This is a genomic window from Conexibacter sp. DBS9H8, from assembly GCF_023330685.1.
Classification (GTDB): Bacteria; Actinomycetota; Thermoleophilia; order Solirubrobacterales; family Solirubrobacteraceae; genus Palsa-465.
In genome coordinates this window covers 1,875,800-1,888,175 of the sequence record NZ_CP097128.1, presented here as the reverse complement: position 1 = coordinate 1,888,175, position 12,376 = coordinate 1,875,800, and the positions used below count along the sequence as shown (strand labels likewise).

Below are 12,376 nucleotides of genomic sequence, written 5' to 3'. Positions count from 1 at the left end.
TGGCGCCGCCGAGCGCACGTCCGCTCCTGTGACGTCGGTGACTCCCCGCAGATGAGAAGCGCGTTACATTGCGGACATGAGCGCCCAGCAGCGTCCGCTCGAACTGATTCTGGCTCGCAACCTGCTTTCGAACCTGTCGACGCCGGGGCTGCTCGTCGGGGACGGCGGCCGGCTCCTCTTCTACAACGAAGCCGCGGGTGCGATCGTCGGTCGCAGCTTTGAGGAGGTGACCGGGTTCAGCGCGGAGGAGTGGACGAGCGAGTTCGGCCCCCTCGACATCGACGGCCACCCAATCGCCTACGAGCAGATCCAGGCGACGAAGATCGTCCGGGCGCACATGCCCTTCCACGGAGAGTTCTCGATCAAGGCCCACGGCGGCCGGCGTGAGATCGCGCTCACCGCGATCCCGATCGTCGCCCCCGACGACAGCACCGCCGCGGTCGTGCTGTTCTGGCTGACTGACGGCGAACCGGTGCCCGCCCACGCGGCCCACCTCAGCGACCGTCTGCGCGAGGTCGACGGGGAGGCGGCACCGTGAGGCTGAAGGTGTGGGGGGCGCGCGGCTCGATTCCCGCTCCCGGCCCCGAGACGATGCGCTATGGCGGCAACACCTCCTGCGTGGAGGTGACCCTGTCGGACAACAGCACCCTCATCCTCGACGCAGGCACCGGCATCCGCCATCTCGGGATGGCGATGAAGCAGGACCGGAGCGAAGCCGCCGTCGCCCACCCGGTCAACATCCTCCTCACCCACCTGCACATGGACCACATCCAGGGGTTCATGTTCTTCCCGCCGATGTTCGAGGCCGGCAGTGAGATCGTCGTCTGGGGCCCGGCCTCACCGGAGGCGTCGCTCCGGGACCGGATCGCCCGCTACATCTCCGCACCACTGGCGCCCGTCGAGGTCCGAGAGCTCCCCTCCCGGCTCACCTTCCATGAGACGGACGCGCAGGAGTGGCAGATCGGTCCCGCCCGGATCCGCGCCCAGGCGGTCAACCACCGCGGGCCGACCCTCGGCTACCGGATCGAGGACAACGGCACCGTGCTCTGCTACATCCCCGACCACGAACCGGGGCTCGGGGCACCGCTCGCCTCGATCGAGGACGAGTGGATCTCCGGGTTCGACCTCGCCCATGGAGCTGATCTGCTCATCCACGACTGTCAGTACACCGACAGCGAGTACGACCACCATCTCGGCTGGGGCCATTCGCCCGTCTCCGACGCGCTCGAGTTCGCCCGCCGAACCGGGCCGGCGCGCGTCCTGCTCTTCCATCACGACCCGCTGCACTCCGATGATTTCCTCGATCGGCTCGATACCGAGCTTGCCGAACGCTGGGCCCAACTCGGTGGCCCGGCCGGCTGCGTCAGCCTGGCAACCGAGCGCCTGGAGCTGGAGCTGACGCGGGATCGAGTTCAGCGGCCAGCGGAGGCAGCTCCGCCGCCTGCGCCGCCGCTTCGTTCTCCCGCTTGATCTCGAGCCAGATCTCCTCGCGGTACACCGGAACCGACCGGGGGGCGTCGATGCCGAGGCGGACCGTGTTCCCGCGCACCTCGAGAACCTCGACGACGACCTCATCCCCGATCACGATCCGCTCACCGGTGTGGCGCTTGATTCGCAGCATCCGCTGATCTTAGAGCGGCCGGGCGGTGCCGGTTCCCGCTCCTGACCGCCGGGCGGCCACGCCGACTCAGATCAAGGCGCCGGAAAACAGCGGGACTCGAAGCGCGGCTCCCGGGGCCTGGTTGAGGACCTGGTGGGCGCTGCGGGGCCCCGACCCGGCTGGGCCGCGCACGAGAATCGGCGCGCGCAGGTTGGCGGTGCAGTCGGTGGCCACCGCCGTCGCCCGCACCGTCACGAAGATCTCGGTCGTCTCCCCCGGCTCGAGCGAGAGACGATGGCCCTCACTCTCGGAGATGTCGAGGGTGAAGTTCGGGAAGAAACGGCGGGGGTCGGTGAGCGGCAGGGCGATCTCCGGCTCGGTGAGCGACTGCAGCCAGGTGAACGGGCCCCGCTCCGCGCCGATCAGTCCGTACTCGTTGCCGGGAAGGCCGACGAGGCCCTCCGGAAAGTGGATGAGGTCGCCCGCGGGCACCTCAACGCTGCCGAAGCGCGTGGTGGCGATGACGGTGGCGAGCATGCTCAGACCCCCTGGAGGAAGTTCATCAGCGACTGCTGCACGATCGCCGCGGTGGACTGGAGGGCGGCCTGGTAGCCCGCCTGTTCGGTGGAGTACTGCAGGGTTGCCTGCGCCATGTTCGTGTCCTCGATGTTCCCCAGCTGGGTCTGGTCGGTCGTCTGTAGAGATTGGATGCGGGTGCCGGCCATCTGCAGCTGATCCTGGCTCGCGCCGACCTGGGCCTGGACGACCTCGAGGCTCGACAGGTTCGATTGCAGCGCGGTGAGCTGGTTGCCGAGGTCGCTCTGGGTACCGCCGCCGGTGCCCGTCATGTCGTTGTAGATCGTTCGCAGCGTGCTCAGCAGCCCGCCGTCACCGGGCACGCCGTCCCCGAGCACCGCGTGCAGGTTGGCGTTGATCGGCACGGTGATCTTGGGCCCGATCAGGCGGTCGATCGAGCCGGCGTTCCCCTGGTAGGTGTCGGGCGCGCTGACTCCCTCCTGATAGGGGGCGGTCGTCGTCGCCGTGCCGGAGAAGATGTAGGAACCGTTGTACTGGGCGTCGGCCATCTGCTTGATCTCACCGATGTACTGGAGGACCTCCTGGGCGGAGTCTTTGAGATCGGTGGCGTTGAGGGTGCCGTTGGCGGCCTGGGTGGTGAGGGTCTGAACGCCGTTCAGCGCCGACTGGATCGACTGCAGGCTGGCGGAGGCGCTCTCCACCCACGCGGTACCGTCGTTGATGTTCGACTGGTAGCTGGCGTAGGAGGCGATCTGCGCATTGAGCGCGAGTGCCTCGGTCTCCCCGTACGGGTTGTCGGAGGGTTGGTTGATCTGATAGCCCGTCGACAGCGTCTGCTGGATCGTGTCGAGCTGATTGAGATCCGCCTCCAGGGTCGTCACGTTGCTCGTGTCGACCATCTGCGGGGTGATCCGCAGGGTCATTGACCGACCACCGACATCAGTGAGCTCATCATCGTGGAGAAGGCGCTCATCACCTTCGCGGACGCCTCATAGGCCTGCTGCTCCTGAACGAGGTTGGCCATCTCCTGGTTCATGTCGACCCCCTCCACGGACTGACGCTGATTGTCGATCTGGGTGGCGAGCGCGGTCTCATTCGTCGCGTTGTTCGACGCTGCCTGGGCGAGACCGCCGACGGTCTCCACGAGCGCCCCGTAGGCCTGGTCAGGCGCGCCGCCGGAGAGCTGGGAGACGGCGACGGCGATGTCGTTGGCGCCCGGGTTGGTGGTCGCGGTGACCGGGACCTCCGACGGGTTGGCGACGAGGGTCGGGTTGACGGCGAGGCTCGCCGCTGCGGTGCCCGGGGCTCCGCCGGTGGTGAGGGTGAAGAACGCGGTGACCCCGCTCGTACTCGTCGCCGTGAGGCTGTTGACCGAGGTGGCGAGCTGGGTGGCGACCCCGTCAAGCTGGCCGCTCACCTGGTCGAGCGTGCCACCGCTGCCGGCGAAGCTGAGCAGGGCCCCAAGCGTTCCCCCGACGCTGGAGGCGGTGCCGGGGAAGGAGAAGCCACCGCTGCCGAGCGTCGTCGTCCCGGAGGCCGGCCAGTTGACCGTCGATCCCTGCACGAGGTTGGTGATCCCCCCGAAGCTGAGGTTGACGGTACCGTCGGGATTGTTGGTCACCTGCACGGAGGCGAGCCCCGACAGGTCGTCGATCACCGCGTTGCGCTGATCGAGCAGCTGGTTGTCCCCGTACCCGCCCTGGGTCGCCTGGGCGATCTGGTGGTTGAGGGAGGCGAGCTGGGTGACGTCGTCATAGACCTGCCCGCCCGGCGCGTCGGCGGTGATGTTCGAGTACTGGGTCTGGGCCTGGGACTGGAGGTTGCTGATGTTGCCGGCGAGCTGGTTGATCCCCTGAGCGAGCGTCTGGCCGTCGTCGATCACCGACTGAGCCGCACCGGCGTTCTGGGGATTGTTGGAGAGACTGTTCCAGTCACCCCAGAAGGTCTGCAGCTCGCTCGAGATCGCACCCTTGTTGTTGTTGTTCTCCCCGAGCAGTGACTGCAGCTGAGAGGTGTAGCTCTGCATCGTGTTCGCGGAGGAGGTGGCGGCACTCTGGGTGCGCGCGGCCGTGTCGAGGTACGGGTTGGAGGCGTTCGCGACCCCGCTCGCGTTCACCCCGGTCCCCAACTGGAGGGCGTTGGCGGACTGATCCCCGGCGATCGTCAGCGGGCTCGTCTGGGTCAGGGTGACGGTCTGATCCTCATACCCGGCGGTGTTCGCGTTGGCGATGTTGTTCCCGGTCGTGTTGAGCTCCTCCTGGGCGGCCTCGACACCGGACAGGGCGGTCTGCAGCGAGAGGAAGGACGACACGTACATCTAGGCCTCCACGTCCAAGACGCGTCGTCGCGCCGTCGGGTTGCGTCGCAGCCGCGGGGAGCTGACGGGCGGGCTGCCGGGCAGCGGGGGCGCCGCGTAGCTTCCGCTCGTGCCGGCCAGTCCGAGCAGGTGGTCGAGGAAGGCGAGCTCCTGGGCCATCAGGCGCCGGTTGAGCTCGTGTTCCCGGGCGATCGTCATCAGCAGAGCCGTGAGTTCCTCGGTGAGCCGAGCGGCCGTCTCCGCCTCCCCGGCGTCGAGCCGGGCGGCGATCGCCGAGAAGCCGACGGCGTGGGGCGGGACCCCAAGCAGCCGGCTGGCGCGCTCCATCAACCCGAGTCGTTCGTGCTCGAGCAGTTCGCGACGGTGCATTTCCACGGACAGTTCGCCCGCGGCGGCGACGACCTCACGCACGGCGCGGCGACGGATCGCCCCGGCCTGGGCGTCGACGATCTGGGCGAGACGCCGGGCGGAGGCAAGCTGACGGTCAAGGTGGAGGATCAGATCCTCACCGAGCCTCGAGTCGGACCCGAGGCCCGGATCGGCGGTGTGGGACTCAAGCGGAATCCGCGCTACCTGGAGCCGGGGAGCGGTCGCGCTCATTTGATCGTCGCCGCGATCTGACCCATCTGTGCCTCGAAGGCGATCGCCTTGGAGGCCATCCCGTAGGCCTGCTCAGTGCCCATCATCTCGGTGATGTCCGCCGACAGGTTGACGTTGGACTGGGTGAGCGCGCCCTGCTGGAGGCCGGGTGTCGTGACGCGGCGCAACGCCCCGCTCGCGGCGCTTGGCGCGAACACGCTGTTGCCCTGAGGCAGCAGCTTGTCCGGCGCGGGCACGGTGACGACGGCGATCTGACCGTAGCCGCGACCGGCGACCGACACGGTCCCGTCCGCGGCGATGTGCACGTTCTGCGGCGGCGTCCCGGCCGGAACGGTCACCGGCGGCTGGATCGGCATGCCGAGGCTCGTGGTGAGGCGGCCGGCCGGATCGAGCATCAGCGTGCCGTTCCGGGTGAGTCCAACCGTCCCGTCCGGCTGGCGGACCTCGAGATAGCCGGGACCGGTCAGGGCGACATCGAGTGGGTTGCCCGTCTGGGTGACCGCCCCCTGGGTCTGGTCCCAGCCGAGCGTGCTCGCCGCTGCGCCCGCACCGACGAGGGCGTTGGAGGGCGCGTCGTTACCGGTGCCGTAGAGAAGGTCGCGGAAGCCGACCTCCTCGGCCTGGTAGCCGGGCGTGCTCGCGTTCGCGACGTCGTTGGAGATGGCGTCAAGCTGGGCCTGCTGGGCCTCCATGCCCGCAGCGGCGGAGAACATCCCCTCCAGCATCAGGGGTTCACCAGCCCGACGGTGGAGGCGCTTGTGGCGAGGGTCTGGCCGATCGTCGCGATCGACTGCTGAGCGGCGGTGTAGGCGTCGACGTCGGCTTGCATCTGGGTGTAGGTCGCCGTCTCATCGACCGCGGAGGCCTCGAGTTCACCGCCGTGGACGGTGCCTGTCGCGGCTCCCGCCGCCACACCACTGAAGTTGTTGTTCCCGAGTTGGACGGGGTTGGCCACGGCGAAGACCCCGAGCGCGGTGGCGGGCACGGTGTTGGTCGCCCCGACCCGGATCGGCGCCCCGTTCTGAGCGAGGACCTGATTGCCACTCTGGTCGACGAGGAGCCCCTGCGCGTTCGTGCTGAACTGGCCGTTGCGCGTGTACTGGACGCCCGCCGGGGTGCGCACGGCGAAGAATCCGGAGCCGGCGATGGCGAAGTCGAGCGGGCGTCCCGTCAGATGAAGGGTGCCTTGGGTCAGATCGGTCGCCCCGCGCGCCGCCGCGACCCCGGAGTCGATCGCCCCGACCGGAGACCCGGTGCTCGTGTTCGAGAGCAGCAGCGCTCCGAAGCTCATCTGCACCGTGGAGGCCGGCTTATAGCCCGGCGTCTGCAGGTTGGCCAGGTCGTTGGAGAGCTGGTCGACCTGGACCTGCTCGGCCACCATGCCGGCGGCCGCGATGTTCAACCCGAGATCCATGCTTCCCCGATGGTCGGCCGCGTCGGCGCCTTCTTGAGCGCGGCTGCGACGGTTCTCAGGCGACCTCGGAGAACAGCTGATCGTGCTCGGCGAGCATCTCGCGCAGCCGGCGGCGCAGCTGCGCGTGGATCTGGCAGACCCGGCTCTCGGTGACCCCGAGGGTCTCGCCGATCTCGCGGAGCGTGAAGTCGTGGACGTAGAGCAGGACGGCCACCTGGCGCTCGCGGTCCGGGAGCCGGTCAAAGGCCTCGCGGAACCGCTCCTTGGCCTGCTCACGCGCGGCGGCCAGCTCAGGGTCGACGCCCTCGTCGAGGCTGCGCAGCGTATCGATCCGCTCGATCGTCGTGTCGTCCTCACCGGTGACGAGCACGTTGAGGGATCCCACCTCACAGCGCTTGAGGTCCCCGAGGCGGCGCTCGAGCTCGGGCTCGGAGATGCCGACGGCACCGCTCAACTCCCGGCGCGACGGAGCGCGGCCGTGGAGAGCGGCGAACTTCTCCCGGGCCCCGGCGATGTCGCGCTCGGCGCGCCGCAACGAGCGGGGCGCCCAGTCGTTGCGACGCAGCTCATCCAGCACCGCCCCGTGGATCCGCGTCCAGGCGAACTGTTCGAGGGTGGCTCCCCGCTCCGGGTCGTAGCGGTCGATCGAGCGCATCAGCGCCTCCAACCCGCAGGAGATGAAGTCCTCGACCTCACAGCGGGCGGGGATCTCCCGGACCTTGCGGTAGACGATGTACTTGACCATCGGCGCCAGGCTCAGGACGAGCCGGTCCCGGATCCGCTTGTCCGCGGTCTCGTGGTACTCCTCCCAGAGCTTCTGGACCGACTCGGTGGAGGCCCGTTCTGTCTTCGCTCGCGTCACGTGTCTCTCCTCAGGCACACATCACATCTTTTCTCCACACACATCACACCCTCACACACAAAAAAGGAGCAAGCTCCGCGGGTGGGGTATCGGTACGAGGCCGGGAGCTCTGAACCGTCCATTTGTCCATCGGCAGACCCCGCAGCCGGTGGACTGAGATCTGGACTCTTTTGACGGCGGCCTGACGATCGTGTGCGACGCGCTCAGGAACGGCCCGTCGCGGCCGATGACCGGGGCAATGGCGCTGCGCATGACCCAGATTTCCGCTCCGCGACCCGCCGGACCGCTCTCCCCCGTCGAGCCAGGTGAGTCCGCCGGATCGGGCGAGGCCGAGCGAGTCGGCGCGATCGTCGCCCGCGCTGAGTTCGCGCTCGCCCACGGAGAGAGGGCGGACCTCCTCGCCGCCGTCTCCGACGCCGCCGACCTCACCCCCCAACGCCGCTATCAGACCGCCAAGCTCATCCTCGAGGCCGGCCTCCGCCTGTCCGCCGTCCGTGAGGGCGCGGCGCTCGTCGACATTCTCGTGCTCCTCGCGGAGGTGGCGGTCCTCGCGCTCGAACCCGAGCCCGCGGAGCCCGTGCTGCTCAACTACGCGGGCGTCATCTTCTATGAGCTGTGGAGCCTCGAGGCCGCACGGGCCCTGTTCCTCGCCGCTCGCCGGCTCGATCCCGAGCTGCCCCACCTCGACACGAACATCTCCGGGGTGAAAGCCCGACTGCGCGGCCATGGCGGCGGCCGCGCCCGCCAGCGCCGGCCGCTGCATCCGGCACTGGTCGGACTCGGGCGCCGCGCCACCGCGCTCGCCGACGCAGCCCGTCCCGCGACGGGACTGCGGATCAGCCTGTGCATGATCGTGCGGGACGAGGAGGAGATGCTCGGACGTTGCCTCGCGGCGGTGGCGTCGGCAGTTGACGAGATCATCGTCGTGGACACCGGGTCGGTGGACGGGACGGTGGAGATCGCCCACCACTACGGAGCGCTCGTCCTCGAGCACCCGTGGACGGGGTCCTTCGCGCAGGCGCGCAACGTCTCCTTCGCGGCCGCAACCGGAGACTGGATCCTCTACCTCGACGCGGACGAGGTGCTCGTGGCCGGGGACGCTCCCGCGCTCGCGGAACTGCGCCGCCAGACCTGGCGCGAGGCGTTCTTTCTGCACGAGACGAACTTCACCGGACATGACGAATCGGGTGTCGCGGTCGTCCACAGCGCCCTGCGCCTGTTCCGCAACCGCCCCGAGTACCGCTTCAGCGGCCGCCTGCACGAGCAGATCGCCCACACCCTCCCGACCTACCTTCCCGAGCGGATCCGCCAGTCCACCGTCCGGATCGACCACTATGGATACCTCGGATCGGTCCGGGCGGCCAAGGAGAAGTCCCGCCGCAACATCGAGCTGCTCCTCCGCGCCCGCGCGGACGGGCAGGCCCCCCGACCCTTCGACCACTTCAACCTCGGCTCTGAGTACATGGCCGTGGAGAACTTCGGCGCCGCGATCCCCGAGTTCGAGCGAGCCTGGGAGGTGGCCACCGGAACGGGGCCGGAAGCGGGCGGCCACTACCTCCCTGCACTTGCCGGGCGGCTCGTCGGCGCGCTTCGGCAGGGCGGCCGTCCCGAGCAGGCCCTCGTGCGGGCCGAGGAGGCCCTGCTCCGCTTCCCCGACTTCACCGACCTCGTCTATCAGCAGGGCCTCGCCTGTCTCAACCTCGGCCGCGGCGATGAGGCGGTCGCCCACCTCGAGCGCTGCCTCGAGATGGGCGACGCCCCGAGCCGGTACACGGCGGTCGTCGGCTGTGGCACCTTCCTCCCCGAGATCGTCCTCGCCGAGGAGGAGCTGCGCCGCGGGGACGCCGGCGCCGCGCTCACCCGGCTACGGCGTTGCGCCGCCGCGCACCGGGGGTTCTTCGGGATCTACCGGCCCTACACGCTCGCGCTGCTCGCCGCCGGCGCAGACGCCGAGACGGCAGTCGACGAGCTCGAGACGAGCCTCGGCGACGAGATCAATTCGATGATCCGCTTCATGATCGCGACCGCCCTCCTGGAGGGCGGCGCCACCGCGGCCGCTCAGGCCGCAGCGGCGCAGCTCGAGGCGGTGCTAGCGGCGCGTCCGGGCAACCCCCCGGCACTGGAGCTCCTGCTCGAGGCACTGCTCATCGCCCGTGACTTTCCCGCCTTCGCCGAGGCGCTCGAGCGCTTCAGCGAGACCGACCTGGAGGAACGCGAACGCCGGGAGCGACTCGCCCAGATGTATCTGCGCCACGGCTATCTCCGCTCGGCCGCGCGCGAGTGGATGACCGTCGTCGACTCGCAGCCCGACGCCGCCGCGCTGCGCGGCCTCGCGGAGGTCGCCCGCCGCAACGGCCAGGACGACACCGCCCGGGTGTTCGCCGCCGAGGCGCTCAAGTTCCGTCCCCCCGCAAACGATAAGTCAAGAGAGTGAGCGCACCATTTCTCAGCGGCCCGCCTCCGATCCCGCCTGTGGGCGCCCCCGCGGCGGTCCGAAGGCACGTCGGCGCCCCGCTCACGCCCCCGACGGGCCCCGCGGCGGAGGTTGACGACGCCGTGAGCATCGACACCTTCCCCGCCGCCCCGCCGCCGGAGGTGCTCGCCGCCATCGAGCGCGGGCTCAGCGCCAGCGCGGACCTCGCCGGCCGGGGTCTGCACGTCAGCTTCACCTCAGGAGCCGGCGAAGGCCGGCTCGCCCTTACCCTACACGACCACCACGGCACGGAGCTGTCCGGGCTGACACCGAGTCAGGTGCTCGCCCTCGCGGACGGCGAGCCACTCGACACGACAAGGATGTCAGCCAATGTCCACCAGCCCGATTAGCGTCGGCGGCCTCACCGCGGGCTCGACGCTCACCAACACCAACGGGATCTTTCAGTTCAGCGGTCTCTCGTCCGGCATCAACTCGAGTGCGCTCATCCAGGCCGAGATGGCCGTCCTCGAGCAGCCGCTGACAAACATGAAGGCCGAGATCACCGGCCTCCAGACCCAGGACAGCACCCTGTCCTCCCTGCAGAACAGCCTCCAGGCAGTGTCCCTGGACGCCCAGCTGCTCGCCGAGCCGTCGACGTTCTTCAACGTGCAGAACCTCACGTCGTCGGACTCGAGCCTCGTCAGCGCGCAGACGAGCAACGGGGTCGGCGTCCCGGTCGGGTCGACGACGGTGACGGTCAGCCAGCTCGCCGCGGCCGCCCAGACGAGCTTCACCTACACGCCACCGACGTCGGGGACCGACACGCTGTCGATCTCTGACGGGGTCGACCCCGCCCAGACGATCTCGGTCGCGGCCGGGACGACGACCGCCGCCCTCGCCCAGCAGATCAACGGGTCCAACAGCCTGACCGTGTGGGCCGCCGTGTCCTCGACCGGCCAGCTCGTCCTCTCATCCCGCAACACCGGCTCGCAGTACACCGTCTCGGCCACCGATCAGACGAATGCGGCGAACCTCAGCACCGGGACGACGACCGCCGGTCAGGATGCCCTCTACACGATCAACGGGACGGCAGCGTCGTCATCCTCGGACACGGTCACCGGGGCGATTCCCGGGGTCACCCTCACCCTCAGCGGGGTGACCGGGTCGACCCCGGTGACGATCACCGCGGACGCGCCCGGTCCGAACACCTCCGGGATCGTCGGACAGGTCCAGGCGTTCATCAACGACTACAACACGGCGATGAACGCGCTCCAGTCCGCGACCAACACACAACCGGCGAGCGCCGCCAACCCGGGGACCTACAACCCCAACAGCGGGTCGCTGTTCGGTGATCCCGAGCTGGAGAACCTGATGGCGAGCATGCGCGACGCGATGATCACCCCGGGCGCGGGCCTGCCCACCGGGATGGCGGCGATGAGCGACCTCGGGATCACGACGGGCGCCTCCACCGGATCGGCGACCCAGGCGAGCGTCAACGGCGACCTCACCCTCGACACGACGACCCTGGAGAACGCGATCGCCGCCAATCCGAGCGGCGTCCAGGCGGTGATCACCGCGTGGTCACAGAACCTCCAGGGAATGCTCAACGCGGAGGCCGGCCCGGGCGGGGCGATCGCCGCGCGGATCACCGGCAACACCGGCCTCGCCTCGAACCTGCAGACCCAGTACGCGCAGATGCAGGCCAACTTCGCCCAGCAGGAGCTGACGATGCAGGCCCAGTGGACGGCCACCGAGGCGACGCTGAGCCGCCTCCGGGCCCAGGGGAGTTACCTCGGCCAGCTGTACACAGGAACGTCCTCGAGCGGCTCCAGCGGTTCGACCTCGGGTTCCAGCAGCACCGGCGGCTGAGCGTCGATCCGCTCAAGCTCGCGCCCCCCAGACCGATCTCTCAGGACACGATGTCCTACCTCGCCCCCGCGACCAACACCGCCTATCAGACCTCGGCGGTGCTCACCGCCTCCCAACCGCAGCTGCTAGTGATGCTCTATGACGGAGCTCACCGCTTCCTCCTCCAGGCGGCCCATGCGATGCGCAACCGCCAGATCGAGGATGCCCACCGCAAGCTCCGTCGCGCCGAGCTGATCATCAACCATCTCAACGCGTCACTCGACTTCGAGCACGGCGGCACCCTCGCCGGGCAGCTCGCGGCGATCTACGGCTTCTCCCTCCGGCACCTCAACGCCGCCCGGCTGCATCGAGACCCGGAGGAGATCGAGCAGGTCGACCGGATCCTCGCGCCGCTGCGGGACGCCTGGGCCCAGATCAGCCTGTGATGGCCCCCGCGACCCCTCCGATCGACCCCTACGTTCGCCTCGTCACCCTGCTCGAGCGCGAACTCGAGCTCGCCGGCCAGGGGCGCGTCGAGGAGCTCGCAGCGGCCGTGGTCGCCCGAGGGGAGTTCCTCATGACCCTCCCCTCCCCCGCCCCCGATGCGGCCGAGCCGTGGCTGTTGCGGGCCCGAGCGCTGCACAGCCGCGTGACGATCGAGACCGAACGGCTCGCCACAGTGCTCGCCGCGCGCCGAAGCGCCCACCGCCGCGCCTGGGCGGCGGCCCGACGCTACACGCGCCCGGCCGGTGAGGGCCCCCACTACAGCACGTCGGCCTGAGCGG

Annotated in this window: 15 protein-coding genes; 7 read left to right on the top strand and 8 right to left on the bottom strand. The window is 69.5% G+C overall.

Translation table 11 applies throughout. The annotated features are described in order from the left end of the window. Positions 1 to 76: 76 nt before the first annotated feature. A complete protein-coding gene (locus tag M3M55_RS08930; protein ID WP_249009156.1) occupies positions 77 to 538 on the top strand; it encodes a PAS domain-containing protein in 462 nt (153 codons plus the stop codon). Beyond that, positions 535 to 1,470, top strand: a complete 936-nt coding sequence (locus M3M55_RS08925) for an MBL fold metallo-hydrolase (protein WP_371878690.1) — start codon at positions 535 to 537, stop codon at positions 1,468 to 1,470. The genes M3M55_RS08930 and M3M55_RS08925 overlap by 4 nt, the downstream gene beginning before the upstream one ends. Here M3M55_RS08925 and csrA read toward each other — a convergent pair. The 8 genes from csrA to M3M55_RS08885 form a co-directional block, all read right to left on the bottom strand. Continuing rightward, on the bottom strand, positions 1,364 to 1,621 hold the full coding sequence (gene csrA / locus M3M55_RS17620; RefSeq protein ID WP_371878689.1) for a carbon storage regulator CsrA: 258 nt from the start codon (positions 1,619 to 1,621) through the stop codon (positions 1,364 to 1,366). The genes M3M55_RS08925 and csrA overlap by 107 nt on opposite strands. Before the next feature lie 66 nt (positions 1,622 to 1,687). Then, entirely contained in the window at positions 1,688 to 2,137 is a 450-nt protein-coding gene (gene fliW / locus M3M55_RS08915; protein WP_249009155.1) for a flagellar assembly protein FliW, read from the bottom strand. 2 nt (positions 2,138 to 2,139) lie between these two features. Next, positions 2,140 to 3,060 carry a flagellin gene (locus M3M55_RS08910; protein ID WP_249009154.1) on the bottom strand — a complete coding sequence of 307 codons (921 nt, stop codon included), beginning with the start codon at positions 3,058 to 3,060 and terminating at the stop codon, positions 2,140 to 2,142. Beyond that, positions 3,057 to 4,454 carry a flagellar hook-associated protein FlgK gene (gene flgK, locus M3M55_RS08905; protein ID WP_249009153.1) on the bottom strand — a complete coding sequence of 466 codons (1,398 nt, stop codon included), beginning with the start codon at positions 4,452 to 4,454 and terminating at the stop codon, positions 3,057 to 3,059. The genes M3M55_RS08910 and flgK overlap by 4 nt, the downstream gene beginning before the upstream one ends. Next, the gene (gene flgN, locus M3M55_RS08900) at positions 4,455 to 5,054 is read right to left on the bottom strand and encodes a flagellar export chaperone FlgN (RefSeq protein WP_249009152.1); all 600 of its coding nucleotides are present in this window, start codon (positions 5,052 to 5,054) and stop codon (positions 4,455 to 4,457) included. Next, complete coding sequence (locus M3M55_RS08895) at positions 5,051 to 5,767, bottom strand: flagellar hook-basal body protein (RefSeq protein WP_249009151.1); 717 nt, start codon at positions 5,765 to 5,767, stop codon at positions 5,051 to 5,053. Before M3M55_RS08895 ends, flgN begins: the two co-directional genes overlap by 4 nt. An 11-nt stretch (positions 5,768 to 5,778) precedes the next feature. Continuing rightward, positions 5,779 to 6,468, bottom strand: coding sequence for a flagellar hook-basal body protein (locus tag M3M55_RS08890; protein WP_249009150.1), 690 nt, complete (start codon positions 6,466 to 6,468; stop codon positions 5,779 to 5,781). 55 nt (positions 6,469 to 6,523) lie between these two features. Continuing rightward, positions 6,524 to 7,330: a sigma-70 family RNA polymerase sigma factor gene (locus M3M55_RS08885; RefSeq protein ID WP_249009149.1), complete on the bottom strand. Its 807-nt coding sequence runs from the start codon at positions 7,328 to 7,330 to the stop codon at positions 6,524 to 6,526. Positions 7,331 to 7,580: 250 nt separating this feature from the next. Between M3M55_RS08885 and M3M55_RS08880 the strand changes: the two genes are divergently transcribed. The 5 genes from M3M55_RS08880 (at position 7,581) to M3M55_RS08860 (ending at position 12,372) form a co-directional block, all read left to right on the top strand. Then, positions 7,581 to 9,764, top strand: coding sequence for a glycosyltransferase family 2 protein (locus M3M55_RS08880; RefSeq protein ID WP_249009148.1), 2,184 nt, complete (start codon positions 7,581 to 7,583; stop codon positions 9,762 to 9,764). Positions 9,765 to 9,886: 122 nt separating this feature from the next. Beyond that, complete coding sequence (locus tag M3M55_RS08875) at positions 9,887 to 10,153, top strand: hypothetical protein (RefSeq protein WP_249009147.1); 267 nt, start codon at positions 9,887 to 9,889, stop codon at positions 10,151 to 10,153. Then, on the top strand, positions 10,134 to 11,612 hold the full coding sequence (gene fliD / locus M3M55_RS08870) for a flagellar filament capping protein FliD (RefSeq protein WP_249009146.1): 1,479 nt from the start codon (positions 10,134 to 10,136) through the stop codon (positions 11,610 to 11,612). The genes M3M55_RS08875 and fliD overlap by 20 nt, the downstream gene beginning before the upstream one ends. Before the next feature lie 50 nt (positions 11,613 to 11,662). Further along, positions 11,663 to 12,037, top strand: coding sequence for a flagellar export chaperone FliS (gene fliS / locus M3M55_RS08865; RefSeq protein ID WP_249009145.1), 375 nt, complete (start codon positions 11,663 to 11,665; stop codon positions 12,035 to 12,037). After that, positions 12,037 to 12,372: a hypothetical protein gene (locus M3M55_RS08860; RefSeq protein WP_249009144.1), complete on the top strand. Its 336-nt coding sequence runs from the start codon at positions 12,037 to 12,039 to the stop codon at positions 12,370 to 12,372. Before fliS ends, M3M55_RS08860 begins: the two co-directional genes overlap by 1 nt. Positions 12,373 to 12,376 lie beyond the last annotated feature (4 nt).